Origin of the sequence: Variovorax sp. PAMC26660, from assembly GCF_014302995.1 — a bacterium.
Lineage (GTDB): Bacteria > Pseudomonadota > Gammaproteobacteria > Burkholderiales > Burkholderiaceae_C > Variovorax.
On record NZ_CP060295.1, the window covers coordinates 5,057,245 to 5,077,790 of the forward strand.

General features: G+C 65.8%; 20 protein-coding genes. 17 read left to right on the top strand and 3 right to left on the bottom strand.

The features are described from left to right. Positions 1 to 3: 3 nt before the first annotated feature. The 7 genes from H7F35_RS23885 to H7F35_RS23915 are packed head-to-tail and all read left to right on the top strand — an operon-like array spanning position 4 to position 7,179. The gene (locus tag H7F35_RS23885) at positions 4 to 645 is read left to right on the top strand and encodes a GNAT family N-acetyltransferase (protein WP_187109040.1); all 642 of its coding nucleotides are present in this window, start codon (positions 4 to 6) and stop codon (positions 643 to 645) included. Continuing rightward, entirely contained in the window at positions 642 to 2,009 is a 1,368-nt protein-coding gene (locus H7F35_RS23890; protein WP_187109041.1) for a hypothetical protein, read from the top strand. The genes H7F35_RS23885 and H7F35_RS23890 overlap by 4 nt, the downstream gene beginning before the upstream one ends. A gap of 43 nt (positions 2,010 to 2,052) precedes the next feature. Next, positions 2,053 to 2,475, top strand: coding sequence for a sugar 3,4-ketoisomerase (locus H7F35_RS23895; RefSeq protein ID WP_187109042.1), 423 nt, complete (start codon positions 2,053 to 2,055; stop codon positions 2,473 to 2,475). Beyond that, entirely contained in the window at positions 2,472 to 3,581 is a 1,110-nt protein-coding gene (locus H7F35_RS23900) for a DegT/DnrJ/EryC1/StrS family aminotransferase (protein ID WP_187109043.1), read from the top strand. The genes H7F35_RS23895 and H7F35_RS23900 overlap by 4 nt, the downstream gene beginning before the upstream one ends. A gap of 22 nt (positions 3,582 to 3,603) precedes the next feature. Next, positions 3,604 to 4,539, top strand: coding sequence for a lytic transglycosylase domain-containing protein (locus H7F35_RS23905; protein ID WP_410010726.1), 936 nt, complete (start codon positions 3,604 to 3,606; stop codon positions 4,537 to 4,539). 34 nt (positions 4,540 to 4,573) lie between these two features. Next, positions 4,574 to 6,988 carry a DNA topoisomerase IV subunit A gene (gene parC, locus H7F35_RS23910; RefSeq protein ID WP_187109044.1) on the top strand — a complete coding sequence of 805 codons (2,415 nt, stop codon included), beginning with the start codon at positions 4,574 to 4,576 and terminating at the stop codon, positions 6,986 to 6,988. Continuing rightward, entirely contained in the window at positions 6,988 to 7,179 is a 192-nt protein-coding gene (locus H7F35_RS23915) for a hypothetical protein (RefSeq protein ID WP_187109045.1), read from the top strand. The genes parC and H7F35_RS23915 overlap by 1 nt, the downstream gene beginning before the upstream one ends. Positions 7,180 to 7,216: 37 nt before the next feature. Here H7F35_RS23915 and H7F35_RS23920 read toward each other — a convergent pair whose 3' ends face one another. After that, entirely contained in the window at positions 7,217 to 8,335 is a 1,119-nt protein-coding gene (locus tag H7F35_RS23920; RefSeq protein ID WP_187109046.1) for an MBL fold metallo-hydrolase, read from the bottom strand. A 475-nt stretch (positions 8,336 to 8,810) separates the two neighbouring features. On the opposite strand from H7F35_RS23920, the gene H7F35_RS23925 reads away from it, so the two are divergent. Both H7F35_RS23925 and H7F35_RS23930 read left to right on the top strand, forming a co-directional pair. Further along, entirely contained in the window at positions 8,811 to 10,403 is a 1,593-nt protein-coding gene (locus H7F35_RS23925; protein WP_187109047.1) for an esterase/lipase family protein, read from the top strand. 64 nt (positions 10,404 to 10,467) lie between these two features. After that, a complete protein-coding gene (locus H7F35_RS23930) occupies positions 10,468 to 11,007 on the top strand; it encodes a cysteine hydrolase family protein (protein ID WP_187109048.1) in 540 nt (179 codons plus the stop codon). Between the two features lie 9 nt (positions 11,008 to 11,016). Here the strand turns inward: H7F35_RS23930 and H7F35_RS23935 are convergent, their stop codons facing one another. Continuing rightward, the gene (locus H7F35_RS23935) at positions 11,017 to 11,754 is read right to left on the bottom strand and encodes a metallophosphoesterase family protein (RefSeq protein WP_187109049.1); all 738 of its coding nucleotides are present in this window, start codon (positions 11,752 to 11,754) and stop codon (positions 11,017 to 11,019) included. A 205-nt stretch (positions 11,755 to 11,959) separates the two neighbouring features. On the opposite strand from H7F35_RS23935, the gene H7F35_RS23940 reads away from it, so the two are divergent. The 8 genes from H7F35_RS23940 (at position 11,960) to H7F35_RS23975 (ending at position 18,823) form a co-directional block, all read left to right on the top strand. Continuing rightward, positions 11,960 to 12,631: an amino acid ABC transporter permease gene (locus H7F35_RS23940; RefSeq protein ID WP_187108626.1), complete on the top strand. Its 672-nt coding sequence runs from the start codon at positions 11,960 to 11,962 to the stop codon at positions 12,629 to 12,631. Between the two features lie 27 nt (positions 12,632 to 12,658). Further along, positions 12,659 to 13,312, top strand: coding sequence for an amino acid ABC transporter permease (locus tag H7F35_RS23945; protein ID WP_187108627.1), 654 nt, complete (start codon positions 12,659 to 12,661; stop codon positions 13,310 to 13,312). 52 nt (positions 13,313 to 13,364) lie between these two features. Next, positions 13,365 to 14,162, top strand: a complete 798-nt coding sequence (locus H7F35_RS23950) for a transporter substrate-binding domain-containing protein (RefSeq protein ID WP_187109050.1) — start codon at positions 13,365 to 13,367, stop codon at positions 14,160 to 14,162. A gap of 33 nt (positions 14,163 to 14,195) precedes the next feature. Beyond that, on the top strand, positions 14,196 to 14,978 hold the full coding sequence (locus tag H7F35_RS23955) for an amino acid ABC transporter ATP-binding protein (RefSeq protein ID WP_187109051.1): 783 nt from the start codon (positions 14,196 to 14,198) through the stop codon (positions 14,976 to 14,978). Beyond that, positions 14,978 to 15,721, top strand: a complete 744-nt coding sequence (locus tag H7F35_RS23960) for a sugar phosphate isomerase/epimerase family protein (protein WP_187109052.1) — start codon at positions 14,978 to 14,980, stop codon at positions 15,719 to 15,721. The genes H7F35_RS23955 and H7F35_RS23960 overlap by 1 nt, the downstream gene beginning before the upstream one ends. 12 nt (positions 15,722 to 15,733) lie before the next feature. After that, positions 15,734 to 16,687, top strand: a complete 954-nt coding sequence (locus tag H7F35_RS23965; protein WP_187109053.1) for a sugar kinase — start codon at positions 15,734 to 15,736, stop codon at positions 16,685 to 16,687. After that, positions 16,687 to 17,673: a 2-hydroxyacid dehydrogenase gene (locus H7F35_RS23970; protein ID WP_187109054.1), complete on the top strand. Its 987-nt coding sequence runs from the start codon at positions 16,687 to 16,689 to the stop codon at positions 17,671 to 17,673. Before H7F35_RS23965 ends, H7F35_RS23970 begins: the two co-directional genes overlap by 1 nt. Positions 17,674 to 17,797: 124 nt before the next feature. Next, entirely contained in the window at positions 17,798 to 18,823 is a 1,026-nt protein-coding gene (locus tag H7F35_RS23975; protein ID WP_187109055.1) for a LacI family DNA-binding transcriptional regulator, read from the top strand. Here H7F35_RS23975 and H7F35_RS23980 read toward each other — a convergent pair. Beyond that, the gene (locus H7F35_RS23980; RefSeq protein ID WP_187109056.1) at positions 18,723 to 20,456 is read right to left on the bottom strand and encodes a GMC family oxidoreductase; all 1,734 of its coding nucleotides are present in this window, start codon (positions 20,454 to 20,456) and stop codon (positions 18,723 to 18,725) included. The genes H7F35_RS23975 and H7F35_RS23980 overlap by 101 nt on opposite strands. Positions 20,457 to 20,546 lie beyond the last annotated feature (90 nt).

Genomic DNA, 20,546 nt, shown 5'->3' on the forward strand with positions numbered 1-20,546 from the left:
AGCATGATGGGCACGCGATCGGGTTCTTTCGCGCGTTCCCGGCGCATGCGCGCATGCAACCGACAGGTTTTCTCGGGGAGTGACGTGGAGAAAAAAAAGATATTGAAGTGCCGACGCGTGATCGGGCACCAATTGGTGTTGCGGGACGCGAATCCCGAGGATGCGAGCTTCATCCTCGGGTTGCGCCTGGACGAGTCGAAAGGGCGCTATCTCTCCAAGGTTGCCCCGGACCTGCAGCCACAGGTCGAATGGCTGGCGCGGTATCAAGCCGATGTGGGGCAGGCGTATTTCATCATCGAGAACAAGGCTGGCGAGCGCTTTGGAACCGTGCGGCTCTACGACGCAGTCGGAGATTCCTTCTGCTGGGGGTCATGGCTGCTTCGGGCGGGCAGCCCGACGGCTTTCGCAATCGAATCCGCGCTGATCGTCTATCGCTACGCCATGTCCCTGGGCTTCAGTGCCGCCCATTTCGACGTGCGCAAGGACAACCGCTCGGTCTGGCAGTTTCACGAGAGGTTTGGCGCCATGCGCCTGAGCGAGAGCGGGACCGACTACTTCTATTCGATCGACGAGGCTGCGATTCAGTACTCCCTGAGCCGCTATGCGCGCTTCCTGCCCCACGGAATCCAGGTGGTGCCCGGATGAACTATCAGGAAAAAATTCAAAGTCTTGAAGACTCGCTATCTCAAGGAGAAAGTGCTCGGCTCCTCTACGACCTTGCGAATTTCGTGATGGGCGTCTGGGCGGACCCGCGCTATATCTTCCGGGTGTTCGAGTCCCGCCCTCTGGACGACCTGTGCCTTCAGTTGGGGCGTGCGTTGCTTGGAGAGGATGAGTTGCGCTCCCGTGGCGATCGCAAGGCCGGTGCAGACAGTGCCTTCTATGTTGCGAGCGCTCTGATGCACGTCACGGGTGGGCACACGCAGGCGTTGCGCGATGTCATTCGAGCAAGGCCAGGTATTCGACACGTGGTGCTCGTCACGAACCCGATGAACGATCCGGCGCTGAACGACGAGGAATGCGCCAAGATCTTCGAGGAGTTCGGCGGCAAGGTCGAAGTGCATGTGGCGCCAGCTATCGAATATCACGCCAAGGCGGACTGGTTGCTCGCGCAGCTCGGGCAGGAAAAGCCGGAGCGGCTCTACCTTTTCAATCACCACTACGACGCGCTCGCAGTGGGGTTCGCACAGCCTGAACTGGCCGGAAAGGTCTATTTCTTCCATCACGGGGATCACAGCCTGTGCCTGGGCGTTCACATTCCCCATGCGGTCCATGTCGATTGCTCGGAGGCGTCGTACGAGCAATGTCGTCACCGCTTCGGCGTCACGAACAACACGTTGTGGCCGTTGAGCGCGGCCGATCGTGGCGCATTGCCCGATTCGCACGCGTTCATGAAAGATGGTGAACTCCTGACCGCCTCCCATGGATCGGGCAACAAGTTCGAGCGCCTGGAACCCAATATTCCCTACAGCTACGCAGATGTCGTGGTCGCCCGCCTGAGCGCGGCGAATGGCAGGCACTTTCACCTGGGCGTGCTTTCGGATTCGATGCAGGCCGAGATCTTGAGCAAGGCCGCCGAAGCGGGCGTGGACCCCGCGCGCCTCGTCTCCTTCGGTCATGTGCCGAGCCTGTGGGATTGGCTGCTGGCGCACAAGATTGACCTGTGCATCAATTCATTTCCCACGCAAGGCTTCAAGGGGATGGTGGAGACCATGGGGGCCGGCATTCCGATGATCGTCTATCGCAGCCGCCTGTCGCGTTTCCATTCCACGCCAGAGTTTGCATACCAGGGCGCTTTCCATTGGGAAACGCTCGACGAGTTGAAGGCGCACATTCGCGCATGCAATCCTGCGGTGCTGAAGCGGCACGGCCACAGATCGCGGTTTTGCTACACCCAATACCATCGGCCCGAGGTCCTGCAGATGTGCGTGACCGACCCCGGGTTCGAGCCGCCCATGAAGAAGCTGCTGCCGTTCCACGAGGATTCGTTGGCGCGGCACTTCGAGTAGCCGGTATGCCTTTGATTGAAATCGACACAGAGAGGCGCAATCCATGAGCGATGCAATTGGGAGTCTTGATTTCTGCAAGCGGCTGGATCTGCCGAAGATCTCCGATCCGCGCGGGAACCTCACCTTTGTGGAAGGTGGGCGGCACGTCGAGTTCGACATACGCCGCGTCTACTATTTGTATGACGTGCCCGGTGGCGCCGAGCGGGGCGGGCATGCGCACAAGGATCTCCACCAGTTCATCATCGCCATGTCGGGGAGCTTCGACGTCGTGCTGGATGACGGCACGAAAAAAGCGCGCTACCACCTGAATCGCTCTTACACGGGGCTCTATGTCTGCCCAATGATCTGGCGCGAACTCGACAATTTTTCCTCGGGCTCCGTGTGCATGGTGCTGGCCTCGAACCGGTACTCCGAGGACGACTACTACCGCGACTACGGTCAGTTCATGAAGGCGCAAGGCCTATGAAATCGCTCCCCTTCATCGACCTGAAGGCACCGTACCTGGAGCTGAAGGACGAAATCGACGAAGCCGTCCAGCGCGTGCTGCACAGCGGCTGGTACATCCTCGGCCCGGAGGTCGAAGCCTTCGAGGCCGAGTTCGCCGCGTACTGCGGCGTGCCGCATGCCATCGGGGTCGGTAATGGCCTCGATGCGCTCCAGCTGGCCCTTTTGGCCATGGATGTCGGCCCCGGCGACGAGGTCATCGTGCCTTCCAACACCTACATCGCCACCTGGCTGGCGGTCAGCCATTGCGGCGCTACGCCGGTGGCGGTCGAGCCCGACCCGCTGACGCACAACATCGATGCCGCACGGATCGAAGTTGCGATCACGGGCAAGACCAAGGTCATCCTGCCGGTGCATCTCTACGGGCAGCCTGCGGACATGGACGCAATCCTGGCGGTCGCGAAGCGACATGGCTTGCGCGTGCTCGAAGACGCCGCGCAGGCCCAGGGCGCGCGGTATCGTGGCACCAGGATCGGTGGTCACGGCGATGCGGTGGCCTGGAGCTTCTACCCCGGCAAGAACCTGGGGGCGCTGGGCGATGCGGGCGCGGTGACAACCACCGATCCGGCGCTCGACACGCGTTTGCGCATGCTTCGCAACTACGGCTCCCGGACCAAATACATCAATGAAGTCCATGGTTACAACAGCCGGCTCGATCCGCTTCAGGCGGCTGTACTGCGGGTCAAACTGAAACATCTGGACACCTGGAACGCGCGGCGGCTGCAATTGGCGGACGCCTACCGGGCGGGCCTTGCGGGAAGCCCGGTTGCCGTTCCAGGCGTGTTGCCGCTGGCCCAGCCGGTCTGGCACCAGTTCGTCATCCAGAGCGATCGGCGCGATGCGTTGCAAAATGCGCTGAAAGGCAAGGGCATCGAAACCTTGATCCACTACCCCCTGCCCCCGCACAAGCAGCAGTGCTATGCGGACATGCACTTGGCACCGGACAACTTTCCCATCGCCTCGGGACTGGCTGATCGTGTGCTGAGCCTGCCCATCGGACCGCACATGTCCTCGGGCGATGTTGAAGTTGTGGTGTCCGCCATCCAGGACATCACGCCAAACCTCTGATCCGACGTCTCTTCCTTCGCTGATGAATCGCGCAATCGTTGCCTGCTGGATGATGCTGGCCCTCCTGCTGGGGGGCTGGCAGCGCGCTGCGCACGCCGCGGACATCTACGGCTTCATCGACAGCAAGGGCGTCGCGCACTTCGCATCCGAAAAGATCGATGAGCGCTACCAGGTCTTCTTTCGCGGTGGCCAGAGCTTCGACACCGCGCAGGGCCTTTCGCCGTTGGGCCGTGGCGCGGGCAAGCTCGACGGCAAGGTGCCGCCAGCGTCGCAGACATTGCTTGCGCTGTTCGAGGCCTCGCCCAGCTACAAGACGGCCAAGGCCGCACTGCGCGATGCGTCGAACAAGCACGACATCGACTACGAGCTGCTGCAGGCCCTGATCGCCACCGAATCGGGCTTCGACGCGCAGGCCGTCTCGCCCAAGGGCGCGATGGGCCTCATGCAACTGATGCCCGCTACAGCGCAGCGCTACGGCGTGTCGGCGGACAAGCGCACGACCATCGAAAAAAAGCTGTTCGACCCGCGCATCAACATCGCTGCCGGCTCGCGCTACCTGCGCGACCTGATCGCCATGTTCCCGGGCCAGATCGAACTGGCGCTGGCCGCCTACAACGCGGGTGAGGGCGCGGTGCAGCGCGCGGGCAACAAGATCCCGAACTACAAGGAAACGCAGAACTACGTGCAGACCGTGCTGCAGCTCTACGCGTACCTCAAGCCCGGCGTGACGGGGCGAAGCAGCAACGGCGGCAAGTCGCCGGGGCGCATCCGCATGGAAATGGGCGGCGCCGTCGGCCGCGGCAACATGCCGCCCGAGCAGCCCACGCGAATGCCTGCGTTGCCCGCCATGCCCGATCCGGCCGCTGCGCCAAGCTCTCCCTACATGCCCGAAGTGCCGGCCGCCTCGTCGTCGTCGTTGACGACGACCGGATCGCCTTCGCTGGCCATGGCCGAATAAACAAGCAACAGAAATCTTCCGGAAACGACAGACGATGGATTCCCAACCTCCGCTCGACCTCGCGGGCCCCACCGACGGCGACACCACCCTCACGCTGGCCGACTACGCGCAGACCGCCTACCTCGAATACGCGCTCAGCGTGGTCAAGGGCCGCGCGCTGCCCGACGTGTCCGATGGCCAGAAGCCGGTGCAGCGGCGCATCCTGTACTCGATGTCGCGCATGGGCCTGGGCTTTGGCGGCACCAACGGCACCGTGGGCGCCAAGCCCGTCAAGAGTGCGCGCGTGGTTGGCGACGTGCTCGGCCGCTTCCATCCGCACAGCGACCAGGCCGCCTACGACGCGCTGGTGCGCATGGCGCAAGATTTCTCGCAGCGCTATCCGCTGGTCGACGGCCAGGGCAACTTCGGCAGCCGCGACGGCGACGGCGCCGCGGCCATGCGCTACACCGAAGCGCGCCTGGCGCGCATCACCAGCCTGCTGCTCGACGAGATCGACGAAGGCACGGTCGACTTCATCCCCAACTACGACGGCAGCACCGAAGAGCCGCGCCTGCTGCCCGCGCGGCTGCCGTTCACGCTGCTCAATGGCGCCAGCGGCATCGCGGTCGGCCTGGCCACCGAAATCCCGAGCCACAACCTGCGCGAGATTGCCGACGCCTGCGTCGCGCTGATCAAGTCGAACGGCAAGCTCAGCGAAGAAGAACTGCTGGCGATCGTGCCCGGCCCCGACTACCCGGGCGGCGCGCAGATCATCAGCGGCGCGAGCGACATCGCCGATGCCTACCGCACCGGCCGCGGCTCGCTCAAGGTGCGCGCGCGCTGGAAGATCGAGGAACTCGCGCGCGGCCAGTGGCAGCTCGTGGTCAACGAGCTGCCGCCCGGCGTGAGCACACAGAAGGTGCTCGAAGAGATCGAGGAGATCACCAACCCGAAGGTCAAGACCGGCAAGAAGGCGTTGAGTGCCGACCAGACCCAGCTCAAGGCCGCCATGCTGTCGATGCTCGACGTGGTGCGCGACGAGTCCAGCAAAGACGCGGCCGTGCGCCTGGTGTTCGAGCCCAAGACCTCGCGCATCAGCCAGGACGAGTTCATCACCACGCTGCTCGCGCAGACCTCGCTGGAAACCTCGTCGTCGATCAACCTCACGATGGTCGGCATCGACGGCAAGCCCACGCAGAAGTCGCTGCGCCAGATGCTCACCGAGTGGATCGCGTTCCGCGAGATCACCGTCGAGAAGCGCTCGCGCCACCGGCTCAACAAGGTGCTGGAGCGCATCCACATCCTCGAAGGCCGGCAGCTGGTGCTGCTCAACATCGACGAGGTCATCGCGATCATCCGCGCGGCGGAAGACCCGAAGGCCGCGCTCATCGCTCGTTTCAACCTCAGCGAGATTCAGGCAGAGGACATCCTCGAAATCCGGCTGCGCCAGCTTGCGCGGCTCGAAGCGATCAAGATCGAGCAGCAGCTCAAGGAACTGCGCGAAGACCAGAAGAAGCTCGAAGACATCCTTGGCAACCCGGCCACGCTGCGCCGCCTGCTGATCAAGGAAATCGAAACCGACGCCAAGACTTTTGAAGACCCGCGCCGCACGCTGATTCAGGCCGAAAAGCGCGCCATCGCCGAAGTGAAGGTGGTCGACGAGCCCGTCACCGTGATCGTCTCGCAGAAAGGCTGGGTCCGCGCGCAGAAGGGCTGGGCCAGCGAGAAGGCTGCAGCCGCCAATGGCGCGAATGGAGAAAAGGGAACGGCGACGCCCGAGTACAGCTTCAAGTCCGGCGACACGCTCTACGGCGCCTTCGAGTGCCGCAGCGTCGACACGCTGCTGGTGTTCGGCTCCTCCAAGGACAAGACCGTGCGCGTCTATACCGTGCCCGTGGCCTCGCTGCCCGGCGCGCGCGGCGACGGCCAGCCTGTCACCACGCTGGTCGAGCTCGATGCCGGCACGCATGTCACGCATTTCTTCGCGGGCCCGGTGGGCGCGAGCGTGCTGCTGGCCAACACCGGCGGCTACGGCTTCATCGCGACGGTCGAGAACATGATGTCGCGCCAGCGCGGCGGCAAGGCCTTCATCGACGTGGGCGAGGGCGAACAGCTCTGCCGTCCTTCGCTGGTGGGCGGCGCGAGCGGCGCCGAGCCGATGGCCGCGGCCACGCACGTGGCCTGCGCCTCGACCGGCGGCCGCATCCTGACCTTCGACATCACCGAACTCAAGAGCCTGCCCAAGGGCGGTCGCGGCCTCACGCTGATCGACCTCGAAGACAAGGACACGCTGGCAGGTGCAGCGGCCTACACGCGCAGCGTGAAGATCGAAGGCATCGGCCGGGGCGCCAAGGAGCGCGAAGAGACGCTGGAAATCCGCACGCTCAACAACGCGCGCGGCACCCGCGCGCGCAAGGGCAAGGCGGCCGACCTGGGCTTCAAGCCGACCAGCATCGTGCGGGTGCTGTGATGGGTGGCATCGACATCAGCGTCATCGGAATCTTCATTGCGGTGGTCACGGGCCTCGGCAGCTTCGTGCTGGGCCGGCGCATGCGTGCGAAGCGGGCGGCGAAGAAGCGCGCGAAGGAGCGCATTGCCTCGCAGGCCGGTGAAACCCGGCAGGTGCGTCGGGCGCGGGAGCGCAAGGAACGCGGCGGCTGAGCTGCCTGCCCGGTGCGCCGGGTGGCGGCAGCGCGTGCTACTTCAGCCCGACCCACCAGCGCGTGTTGGTCCGCGCCACACCCACCGTCACCGCTTCGCCGATCACCGGCGTCGCCAGCTCGATCTTCTTCGCTTCGGTCAGCGCCGCGATGCGGTCCAGCGGGTCGTGCCAGGTGTGGAAGGCCAGGTCGAAGGTGCTGTTGTGCACCGAGAAGAACACCTTGCCGCGCAGATCCTCGAAGGCCTGCACGCTCTGCTCGGGCGTCATGTGCACGGCGGGCCACATGGCGTCGTAGGCGCCGTTTTCCATCAGCGCGATGTCGAAGCCGCCGAGGCGCTCGCCGATCTGCTTGAAGCCCGGGAAGTAGCCCGAGTCGCCGCTGTAGAAGATGCGCTGGTCGCCGCTTTGCAGCACCCACGAGGCCCACAGCGTGCGGTCGCGGTCGCCCAGCGTGCGGCCCGAGAAATGCTGCGCGGGCGTGGCGGTGAGCTTCACGCCGTCGTGCTCGGCCTCTTGCCACCAGTCGAGTTCGGTCACGCGTTCGGGCGGTACGCCCATCACCAGCAGGCGTGAGCGCACACCCAGCGGCACGAAGTAGCGCTGCGCGCTCTTGGCGAGGTGTTCGATGGTCGCCAGGTCGAGGTGGTCGTAGTGGTCGTGCGAGAGCACCACGCCCTCGATGGGCGGTAGTTGCTCCAGCGCGATCGGCGGTTTGTGAAAGCGCTTCGGCCCGGCCCATTGCACCGGCGAGACGCGCTCGCTGAACACCGGGTCGATCAGCCAGTACTTGCCGCGCAGCTTGAGCAGGTGCGACGAATGGCCCAGGCGCACCACGTGGTTGGCCTTGACGTCGAGCGCGTCGAGCGCAGCCCTGTCGATCGGTTGCACGGGAATCGCATCGACCGGCACGCTGTCGACCTTGCTGCCCACGATGAAGCGCGACCAGATGCGCCATGCGCTGGCCTGGGCCGGCAGGTCGGGGTTGGCCATGTTGTGGAAGCCGCCGTCCTTGAACTGCGGCGAGTTGTCGTAGCGCGCCTCGCCGCTGGCGGCGCTGCAGCCCGCGACAAAGGCGCAACTGGCTGCGGCGAGCGCGGTGCCTCGGCGCAGGATCTGGGGCAGATATGACCCCTGCGAGCCCGAATCTTCAGCCATAAGAAAGCCCTCTGCATTGTGTTTGTGGGATGACGTGAGACTAGCCACGACGGACGTTTCAATGGTTTCAGCCGTAGAAACATTCTGGGTGCAGGGGCATTTGTTCGAGGCGCTGCTGTCCAGGGCGAGTGCGAATGACACCGGGTGCTCCCCTGTGCGAATGTCCCCCGCTTCGCTCCTCCTTTATTTCGCTGCGGGGAGCACCCAGTGTCATTCGCACCAGGGCACGCTGCTGGTGTACAGCCGATCAACGACCGCTCTGTCCAACGCTCACGCCGATACGGGGCTCTTTTTAGCTAAATAAAGGAGGAGCGAAGCGGGGGATATTCGCGAAAAAGAGCCCCGTGTCGGCGTGAGCGTCGGCCTGAACAACAGCGCCCTGAACAGTCCGAGTCCTATGCCATGCGCGGTATGGCGACCGTCATCCCGGCCCGGCACACTGGCGGGCTTCCATCGGGCTTGAAGGAGGCAAGGCATGAGTGGCAATCGCTATCCCATCATCTACGTGCGCGGCTACGCCATGACCGAGGCCGAGCGCGACGACACCGCGGCTGATCCGTTCTGCGGCTTCAACGCCGGCTCCACGGTCTATCGCGCCACCGTCAAGAAGGATGCCGCGGCGCAGAAGTTCGTTTTCGAGTCGCCGGTGGTGCGCTTGCTGGCCGACTTCCAGTACCAGAGCGTCTACCAGAACGGCCTGGACATCCTCGATGACGACTGGAAGCCTTCGCCCGACGAGAACGGCAACAACGTGGACGGCATTCCCTCGGCTTCGGTCGTCATCTACCGCTACTACGACAGCGGCTCCGAGTTGCTGGGCGATGGCCAGGCTAGAGACGTGAAGGTCTACGCGCAGGGCCTGAGCCAGTTGATCCTGCGCGTGCGCGACCTCGTGGCGCAGCGCGAGGGGCCGGGCTATTCGCTCGCCGACTTCCGCTGCTACCTCGTCGCGCACTCGATGGGCGGCCTCGTGGTGCGCGCCTTCCTGCAGAACCCCGCGCTGGGCGACGCGGATGCGCGCGCCTGCGTCGACAAGGTGTTCACCTATGCCACGCCGCACAACGGCATCGAGATGGGCGGCATCAACGTGCCGGCCTGGCTCACGGCGAACGAGATGAACACCTTCAACCGCGACAAGATGTCGGACTACCTCGCCACGCCAGCGGTCAACGGACGCATGGACTACTTGCCGACCTCGGCCTTTCCGGCCGAGCGCTTCTTCTGCATGGTCGGCTCCAACCGGGGCGACTACGAAACCGCCAAGGGCCTGTCGCGCATGTTCGCGGGCCACGGCAGCGACGGGCTGGTGCGCATCGAGAACGCCTCGCTCTGGTCCATCGACGATGCGGGCAACACGCGCCCGGTGGCCACCGCCTACGCCTTCCGTTCGCACTCGGGCTACTTCGGCATCGTCAATTCCGAAGAGGCCTACCAGAACCTCGTGCGCTTTCTGTTCGGCGACGTGCGGGTCGACCTGTGGTTCGATGTCGATGGCGTGACCTTGCCGCCCGACCTGCCCGCGGGCGCCGACGTCGATGCGCTCTACCAGGTCGAATTACTCGCCGCGCCGCGCGGCAAGCGCTGGTATTTGAGCCGACGCGTGGCGGAAGAAGACTCGCCCGCCTGCCGCACGCACAAGGAGCTGACCGACCCGGCCACGCCCGAGCGCCGCTCGATCTACCTGTCGACCGTGTTCCTTGCCAACAAGGCCCGCGTGAACCAGGACCGCCCGACACTCGCCTATGCCATGACGCTGGGCGTGCGCGTGCCCGACTACCAGGTCAACAACAAGTTCTGGCTCGACGGCCACTACGAAGGCAGCTCGCTGTTTCGCGACACGCTGGTCATCGAACTGACGCCGCCCGCGGCGGACGACGCGGCGCAGAACTGGAACGTCAAGTACGGCTGGCAGACCGACACCGCGGGGCAGGCCTCGCTGCCGATGAGCCCGAAGCAACTGACCGGCGGCAAGCTGCAATTCATCGTGCCACTGTCCAGCCTGGGCGCTGCGCCGGCGGCGCCGGGCATCAGCGGCAAGGTGCGGCTGGAAGTCAGCGCCTGGCAGTGAGTCGGCGCGCGGTTCGTGGTGGGCGGCATACTCTGCCCCGTCCAGAGCCCTTCTTTCCAATCCCATGAAAACTGCCATCCTCGTCATCGACATGCAGCACGGCCTTTATGACGATGTGCCGCGTCCTCACGAAGCCGAAGAAGTGATCCGGCGCATCAACGCGCTCACCGAGCGCGCCCGCGCGGCCGGCGTGCCCGTGGTCTTCATCCAGCACGAGAACGCCGTCGACCTGGAATTCGATTCCGAACGATGGCAGCTCGCTGGTGCACTGCACGTCGACACGCGCGACACGAAGATCCGCAAGACCACGCCCGACTCCTTCCTGCGCACGCCGCTCGAAGCGTGGCTGTCGGGGCAGGGCGTGCGGCGCGTGGTCATCTGTGGCTATTCATCGGAGTTCTGCGTGGACACCACCACGCGACGTGCCGCCGCGCTGGCCTACGACGAAGTGGTGCTCGCGGCCGATGCGCACACCTCGCACGACAAGCCGCACGCCACGGGCGCGCAGATCAGGGCGCACCACAACGCCACGCTGTCGGACATCTCCAGCTTCGGCGTGCCGATCCGCGCGATCGCGAGCGCCGACATCGTGTTGGGCGATTGATCGAAGGCCCTACGGCAGACGCCCGGTAGACAGCGCACTCGCCCAGTCGGGCCGCCCGCGCGACAAGGCCAGTGCCGCCATCTTCGCGTGGTCGTACGGCACCGAAACCAGCGTGGAAATCCAGCCGTCTTCCGATCGCTCGACGATGGCGTAGCGCGCATCCGGCGAACCCGTTTCCACGACATGCGGCCAGGGATGAATGTCGTCGTACCCCGGCAACCCGACGCTGCCCGGATTGACGATCAACTGCCCGCTGGATGCGCGAACCACGCGCGGCACATGCGTGTGCCCGCAGGCGATCAGCTCGGCATCGACCTGACCGAGCCGCTCGTCGATCTCCGGCATCGTGGCCGCGCGAAAGCACCCGGGCTCGACCGTCTCCAGAAAGTACGCAAGGTCGCTGTCCGGCGTGCCGTGGCAGAGCATGACTTGCGGGCTGAAGCGAAGACTCGGTTTCAGCGAGGCCAGCCACTCGAATTCCTTCGCGCCAAGCTGTGAATGCGCGAACGCATCGGACGGGCCGCGCCGGCCGGCGGGCACGGTGAGGAGCTGCCGCTCGTGGTTGCCGGCGAGATGAACCCAGTCTTGCGCCATCAGGAATTGCGCAGTCTCCAGTGGCCTCAACGGACCCGAGAGGCTGTCACCCAGATTGACGACGGCGTCGACGCCGCGGCGACCGATGTCCTTGACCACCGCTTCGAGCGCGGGAAGATTTCCATGGATGTCGGAGACGATGGCGATGCGCATGCACTGATCCTGAGCGGTGTTCCGAAGGGGGCCAACGGGATATTAGGCCGTGTGCAATATCTGCGCCCCCGGCCCGGCAGGGCCTGCGCAAGGTGGGATAAAACGCCCACCTAGGGGAATCCCTAGCTCGGCCTGAAACCGGTTTCATATAAGCTGCAAGCATTGCTTTTTGAGCATGCATGTGGCCATTCGCGGTCGCTCCACCATGAACTACCAGTTTCAATTCGACGCCGTCTTCGCCGCCTGGCCGCTGTTGCTCAAGGGCACCTGGATCACCGTCCAGCTCTCGCTCATTGCCACGGTGCTGGGCCTGGTGGTCGCGATCTTCTGCGCCTGGGGCAAGACCTCGGGGCCGGGCTGGCTGCGCTTCATCGTCAATGCCTACATCGAGGTGATCCGCAACACGCCGTTCATCGTGCAGCTGTTCTTTTTCTTCTTCGCGCTGCCGGCCATCGGGCTGCGCTGGTCGCCACAGACGGCCGCGCTGGTGGCCATGGTGGTGAACCTCGGCGCGTATGCGACCGAAATCATCCGCGCGGGCATCGAGTCGATTCCCAAGGGGCAGATCGAGGCGGGCAGGGCGCTGAACCTCAAGCCCTGGGAAATCTTCCGCTTCGTCATCATCAAGCCCGCGCTCAAGGCCATCTATCCGGCGCTCACCAGCCAGTTCATCCTGCTGATGCTCAGTTCGGCCGTGGTGTCGGTCATCTCGGCCGACGACCTGACCTCGGTGGCCGCCAACCTGCAGTCGCAGACCTTCCGCAGTTTCGAGATCTACATCGTGGTGGCCGCCATCTACCTGGCGCTGGCATTGGCCTTCTCGGCCATGTTCAAGCTGATCTACAAGCGCGCGCTCAACTACCCGGACCGCCGGTAACAGGCGACGGACGGAGCAAGAACCATCATGCGTACCTTCGGCTTTCCCGAATTCCTTTTCATCCTCGAAGCGGCCAAGTGGACGCTCGCGCTCTCGGCCATCGCCTTCGTCGGCGGCGCGATCCTCGGGCTGATCATCGCGCTCATGCGCACCTCCGAGTCGAAGGGCGCGCGCGCCGTTGCGACCACCTTCATCCAGATCTTCCAGGGCACGCCGCTGCTGCTGCAGCTGTTCCTGATCTTCTTCGGCGCACCGGTGCTGGGGCTGGACATCAACCCGTGGATTGCCGCGGGCGTGGCGCTGATCCTGAACAGCGCGGCCTTCCTCGGCGAAATCTGGCGCGGTTGCATCGAGGCCATTCCGCGCGGCCAGTGGGAAGCGGCCGAGGCACTGAGCCTGAAGTACACCGCCCGCATGCGCGACGTGGTGCTGCCGCAGGCCTTCAAGATCGCGCTTGCGCCCACGGTGGGCTACCTGGTGCAGATCATCAAGGGCACATCGCTGGCGGCCATCATCGGCTTCACCGAGATCACGCGCGCCGGGCAGATCATCAACAACGCCACCTTCCAGCCGCTGATCGTGTTCTCGGTGGTGGCCGCCATCTACTTCGTGATCTGCTGGCCTCTTTCATTGCTGGCCGCGCGCATGGAGCGCAAGCAAGCCCAGGCGCTTGCACGCTGATTCCCGTTTCTTTTTCTCGTCGCTTCCTTTCTTTATTCAGGAGACACATCCAATGAGCATTACCACCACCCGCCGCGCTGCCATCGCAGCCCTGGGCCTCGGCGCCGCGCTGACCGTGTTCGCACCCTTCGCCTCGGCCCAGAGCGTGGCCGACATCAAGAAGAAGGGCGAGATCACCATCGGCATGCTGGTCGACTTTCCGCCCTACGGCACCACCGACGCCAAGAACCAGCCCGACGGCTACGACGCCGACGTGGCCAAGCTGCTGGCCAAGGACTGGGGCGTCAAGGCCAACATCGTGCCGGTGACCGGCCCGAACCGCATTCCCTTCCTGCTGACCAACAAGGTCGACGTGCTCGTCGCTTCGCTGGCCATCACGCCCGAGCGCTCGAAGCAGGTGCAGTTCTCGCAGCCGTATGCGGCAGCGACCATCGTGCTGTATGGCGCGAGCAAGACCCCCATCAAGGCGGCAGCCGACCTGAAGGGCCTGCGCGTGGGCGTGGCCCGTGCGTCCACGCAAGACGTGGCCGTGACCAAGGCCGCACCGGAAGGCACCGAAATCCGCCGCTTCGACGACGACGCATCGGCCATGCAGGCGCTGATCTCTGGCCAGGTCGATGCCATCGGCTGCTCGGTGACTGTCGCGGCGCAAATCGCCAAGCGCGTGCCTGCCAACACCTACGAAAACAAGTTCACGCTGGTGCAGCAATCGATGGGGATCGCGATGCGTCCGGGCCAGGAAGAGCTGGCCAAGGCCGTCAACGAGTTCGTGCAGAAGAACACCGCCAATGGCGAGCTGAACAAGCTCTACCAGAAGTGGCTGCAGGTCGACCTGCCGAAGATGAACTGAGCCCAGCGCTGAACCGACGACGGAACCCAAAGCATGACGGACGCAGTCACAACCGCCGCCACCACCACGGATGCCATCATCCGCATGGAAGCGGTCAACAAGTGGTACGGTGAATTCCAGGTCCTGACGGGCATCGACCTGTCGGTGCGCCAGGGCGAGCGCATCGTGATCTGTGGCCCGTCGGGCTCGGGCAAGTCGACGCTCATCCGCTGCATCAACCGACTGGAGACGGTGCAGAAGGGCCGCATCGTGGTCGATGGCATCGACCTGACGGCCGGCGGCAAGAACGTCGACGCGGTGCGCGCCGAAGTCGGCATGGTGTTCCAGCAGTTCAACCTGTTCCCGCACCTCACCATTCTTGAGAACTGCACGCTGGCGCCGATGCGTTCGCGTGGCATGACCAAGGCGCAGGCGGAAGAGGTGGCCATGAAGTACCTCACCCGCGTGCGCATTCCCGAGCAGGCGAAGAAGTACCCGAGCCAGCTTTCGGGTGGGCAGCAACAGCGCGTGGCGATTGCGCGCGCGCTGTGCATGTCGCCCAAGATCATGCTGTTCGACGAGCCCACTTCGGCGCTCGACCCCGAGATGGTCAAGGAAGTGCTCGACACCATGATCGGCTTGGCCGAAGACGGCATGACCATGCTATGCGTGACGCACGAGATGGGCTTTGCCCGCAGCGTGGCCGACCGCGTGATCTTCATGGCCGAAGGCAAGATCGTCGAGCAGGCGCCACCCGAAGAATTCTTCGGCAACCCCAAGGACGAGCGCACGCGCCAGTTCCTCGGCCAGATCCTCAGCTCGCACCAGGGCCACTGATGTCCTTCGAGGTCCTGATTTCTCTGTCGTCCTTCGGTGCGGCCGAGGTGGGGCGGCACGGCCAGCTCTGGTGTTCGCAGCTCGCATTGGCCGCAGGCGCCGATTCGGTGGAAGTGCGCGGCGAGATGTTGCGCGACGCCGATGCCGAACTGCCCGCGCTGAACGGCCTCGCCTCCGTGTATTCCAGCCCCGAGGGCCTGTGGGCCGAAGGCGGCTGGCTCGACAGCGCCGCGCTCAAGCGCGGCATCGCCGCTGCCACGCGCGTGGGTGCCAAGCGGTTGAAGATGTCCATCGGCGACTTTCAAACGTCATCGCACGGCTCGCTCTGGGGCCTGAAGGTGGAGCTGTCGCAAACCCGCGTCGAGCTGGTGATCGAGAACGACCAGACGGTGCGCGCCGGCACGCTGGCCGCATTGCAGACCTTCTTCGACGTGGCCGACCGCGCTGGCGTCGAACTCGGCATGACCTTCGACATGGGCAACTGGCACTGGCTCGGCGAATGCCCGCTGCAGGCCGCGCAGGCACTCGGCCAGCGCGTGCGTTACGTGCATTGCAAGGGTGCGCAGCGCCTGCCCCACAAGTGGGTGGCGGTGCCGCTGGGCGATTCAGTCGCGCCGTGGCGCGCGGTGCTGCGCGCACTGCCAGCCGATGTGCCGCACGCCATCGAATACCCGCTCATGGGCGACGACCTGCTGGCCGTCACCCGCACGCAGATCGACTTCATCCGCGCTGCACGCGCGTAGAACACACATCACATGACAGAACCCACCGCCTTCGATGTCGCTCTCTTTGGCGAGGCGATGCTGCTGCTCGTGGCCGACCGGCCCGGCCCGCTGGAAAACGCGCAGGCGTTCCACAAGCGCACCGCCGGTGCCGAGACCAATGTGGCCATCGGCCTGTCGCGCCTGGGCCTGAAGGTGGGCTGGGCCAGCCGCCTGGGCACCGACTCGATGGGCCGCGCGCTGCTGGCTGCCATGCGCGCCGAGGGCATCGACTGCTCGCACGTGATCACCGACGCGACGCAGCGCACCGGCTTCCAGTTCAAGGGCCGCGTGACCGATGGCAGCGACCCGCCGATCGAATACCACCGCAAGGGTTCCGCCGCGAGCCACATGGGCCCGGCCGATGTGGATGAGGCCTGGCTGCGCTCGGCGCGCCACCTGCATGCCACCGGCGTGTTCGCCGCCATCTCCGACACCAGCCTGCAGGCTGCGCTCAAGTCCATGGACGTGATGCGCGCCGCCGGCCGCACCATTTCGTTCGACACCAACCTGCGGCCCACGCTGTGGTCGTCGACCGAGACCATGCGCCACTGGGTCAACGAACTCGCCTCGCGTGCCGACTGGGTGCTGCCCGGCATCGAAGAAGGCCTGCTGCTCACCGGCCACACACAGCCTGAAGCCGTCGCGCGCTTCTACCGCGAGCGCGGCGCAAAGCTGGTGGTGGTCAAGCTCGGCGCCGAGGGCGCGTACTACGACAGCGATGTGGCCGGCACCGGCCGCGTCGACGGCTTTCCGGTGAAGGAAGTGATCGACACCGTGGGCGCGGGCGACGGCTTCGCGGCTGGCGTGGTGAACGCTTTGCTCGAAGGCAAGAGCGTGCCCGAGGCTGTGCGCCGCGGTGCGTGGATCGGCGCACGCGCCGTGCAGGTGTTGGGCGATACCGAAGGGCTGCCGACGCGCGCCGAACTCGAAGAAGCGGGACTGTGATGACCATGACGCAAAAGAACGTGCTCGTCTTCCGGCCGCTGCCCGAAGACCAACTGGCGCGCCTGCAGGCCGCGCACCACGTCACCGTGGCCGATCCGCGCAAGGAGCCCGAGGCCTTTGCTGCTGCGCTTGCCACCGCGAACGGGCTCATCGGTTCGAGCCACACGGTCGATGCCGCGCTGCTCGATGCAGCGCCGCAGTTGCAGGTGATATCGAGCGTGTCGGTCGGTGTCGACAACTATCCGCTGGCCGAGTTGCACAAGCGCGGCATCGTGCTGTGCCACACGCCCGACGTGCTGACCGAGACCGTGGCCGACACCGTGTTCGCGATCCTCATGGCCACACAGCGCCGCGTGGTCGAGCTGTCGAATCTCGTGCGCGAAGGCCGCTGGACCAAGAACATCGGCGAAGAACTGTTCGGCACCGACGTGCACGGCAAGACGCTGGGCATCCTCGGCTTCGGCCGCATCGGCCAGGCCGTGGCCCGCCGCGCCGCGCTGGGCTTCGGCATGCCGGTGCTGTACCACGCACGCCGCCCGGTCGACCTGGCCGCGCAGGCGCCAGAGCTGCAAGGCCGCGCCACCCACACGCCGCTGGACGACCTGCTCGCGCGCGCCGACATCGTGCTGGCGATGCTGCCGCTGACCGATGCCACGCGCGGCATGATCGACGCCGCCTTCTTCTCCCGCATGAAGCCGGGCGCGGCCTTCATCAACGGTGGCCGCGGTGCCACGGTGAACGAAGGCGCTCTGCTGAATGCACTGGACCACGGTACGCTGCGCGCGGCCGGCTTGGACGTGTTCGCGAAAGAACCGCTGCCGCAGGATTCGCCCTTGCGCACGCACCCGCGCGTGACGCCGCTGCCGCACATCGGCTCGGCCACGCACGAGACGCGGCATGCGATGGCGGAGCTGGCGACGACCAATCTGCTGCAGGTGCTGGCGGGAGAGAAGCCGACTGCGCCGTTCGACACGGCTGCCGCATGACCTCTGCCAGGCCTTTCTCCCTCCCCTTCCGGGGGAGGGCAGGGGTGGGGGCCAGCAGCGCTTCCATCGAGCGCTCTGCCTGCCCCCATCCCAACCTTCCCCCAGAGGGGGAAGGAGCAAGACCATGAAGCCCACGGGTCGCGCCACCATCGGCGACGTCGCCGAAGCCGCCGGTGTTTCCAAAGCCACCGTCTCGCGCTTTCTCAATCACCGCGAGCGGCTGCTGAGCCCCGACATCGCCGCGCGCGTCGAAGTCGCCATCGCCAAGCTGGCCTATTCCCCCAGCCCGATGGCGCAGGCGCTGAGCCACGGCCGCTCGCGGCTCATCGGCCTGATCGTGGCCGACATCACCAATCCGTACTCGGTCGCGGTGTTGCGCGGCGCCGAGAAGGCCTGCCAGGACGCCGGCTACCTCGTCATGCTGTTCAACCTCGGCAACGAGAGCGAACGCGAGCGCGAGGCCATCGACGCATTGGCGGGCTACCAGGTCGACGGCTTCATCCTCAACACGCTGGGGCGCGGCAGCAACGTGGTCGACGCGGTCACGCTGCATGGCAAGCCTGCCGTTCTGGTGGACCGCCGCCACACCGGCATGCACACTGATTTCGTCTCGCTCGACAACCATGCGGCGATGAAAGACACCTGCGGCCATCTGGTCGACGGCGGCTACCGCGAGCTGCTCTACGTCACCGAACCGCAGAAGGGCGTCAGCTCGCGGCGCGAGCGCACGGCCGCTTTCGGCGCCTGCGTGGCCGCGCACGAGCCGCGCGTGGCGGGCGAGATCTTCGAGTGCGTCGAAGGCGAGAGCGATGCGCTCGACGATGCACTGCGCGCCCTGCGCCAGCGCGCCAAGCGCGGGCGTCGCGCGGCGGTGGTCGCCGGCAATGCCGTGGTCACCTTGCGCGTGGCGCAGGCGATGGCGCGGCTGGGCTGGCAGTTCGGCAGCGATCTGGGCTTCGTCGGCTTCGACGATCCCGAATGGGCGTCGCTGATCGGCCCCGGCCTGAGCACCGTGGCACAACCGACCGATGCCATCGGCCGCACGGCGGCTACATGCCTGATCGAACGGCTGCGGGGGCTGGATGCGGCGCCGCGCCAGTTGCTGCTTCCGGGAGCGCTTGTGGTGCGGGGCTCGTCGCAGGCGCTCTAGCGTCTGGCACCGCGCGGTCGAAGGTGATCGGCCCGCGCATCCAGCCGGCCGCGCGCTCCGCCATCATGATCGTCGGCGCATTGGTGTTGCCGCCGATCAGCGTCGGCATCACCGAGGCATCGACCACGCGCAGGTTCTCGATGCCGTGCACACGCAACTGCGCATCGACCACGGCCATGGCATCCATGCCCATCTTGCAGGTGCCCACCGGGTGGTAGATGGTGTCGGCGCGCGCGCGAATGTGCTGCGTGAGTTCTTCGTCGGTGTGGGCATCGGCCGTGTAGACCTCGCTGTGCCGGTATTTTTCGAGCGACGGTGCGCGCAGGATCTCGCGTGTCTTCTTCACGCCCTGCAGCAGCAGCGCCATGTCTTCCGCATCCGACAGAAAGCGCGGGTCGATGCGCGGCGCCGAATCGGGGCTTGCGTCGGTCAGGCGCACGTCGCCCCGGCCCTTGGGGCGCAGCACGCACACATGGCATGAAAAGCCGAAGCCCATGTGCAGCTTGCGCGCATGGTCGTCGGTGATCGCGATGACGAAGTGCAGTTGCAGATCGGGGCGGCGCAGCTCGGGCGACGACTTGATGAAGGCACCGCCTTCGGCAAACGGCGTGGCAATGAGGCCCGTGCCGCGCCTGCGCCATTCGAGCATCGCCTGCACGAGGTGCACGCCGCCGACCAGGCCGATGCCGAACAGGTCGGTTTCCTTCGACTTGTAGGCCAGGATGAAATCGGTGTGGTCCTGCAGGTTCTGGCCCACGCCCGGCAGCGCATGCTTGACCGCGATGCCGTGGCGGCCCAGCTCGGTGGGGTCGCCGACGCCCGAGAGCATCAGCAACTGCGGCGAGTTGAAGGCGCCGCCGCACAACGCCACTTCGCGCCGCGCGTGGATGGTTTCGATGTTGCCGCCGCGCCGCACCTCCACGCCAACTGCGCGCCGGTCTTCGAGCACCACGCGCAGGGCCTGCGTGCCCGTGAGCACCGTGAGGTTGGGGCGGCTGTCCATCACCGGGTGCAGGTAGGCCGCGGCGGCAGAACAGCGTTCGCCGTTCTTCGCGCCGCCGTGGAACTGCGTGACCTGGTAGAGGCCCACGCCTTCCTGTTCGTCGCCGTTGAAGTCGTCGTTGCGCGGAATGCCGCATTCCGTTGCGGCCCGCACGAAGGCCTCGCTGATGGCGCGTGGGCTTTGCTGTTCCGACACCTGCAGCGGGCCGTCGGCGCCGTGCAGTGCGCTCGCGCCGCGCTGGTTGCCTTCGGAGCGCTTGAACCAGGGCAGCACGTCGTCGAAGGACCAGCCCGTGCAGCCCGAACGCTCCCAGTCGTCGTAGTCGTCGCGGTGGCCGCGCACATAGAGCATGGCGTTGATCGCGCTGGAGCCACCCAGGCAGCGTCCGCGCGGCTGGTAGCCACGGCGCCCGTTCAGGCCCGGCTGCGGCACCGTCTGGTAGGCGTAGTTGTTGATGGGTGGGCGACCCGGCAGCATGGCCACCGTGCCCGCCGGCGCGCGCACGAGGATGCCCCGGCCATCGCCGCCGGCTTCGATCAGGCAGACCTTCACGGCGGGGTCTTCGCTGAGCCGGGACGCCAGCGTGGCGCCACCGGAACCCCCACCCACGATCACGTAGTCGAACTCCATGGCGCGTCTTCCTTTGGTTGTTGCTGCGGCGTCCTGTCGGGCGAGTTCAACTGTAGGAATGAACGGGGAGGTGGGCCTTGGCGTTTTCCC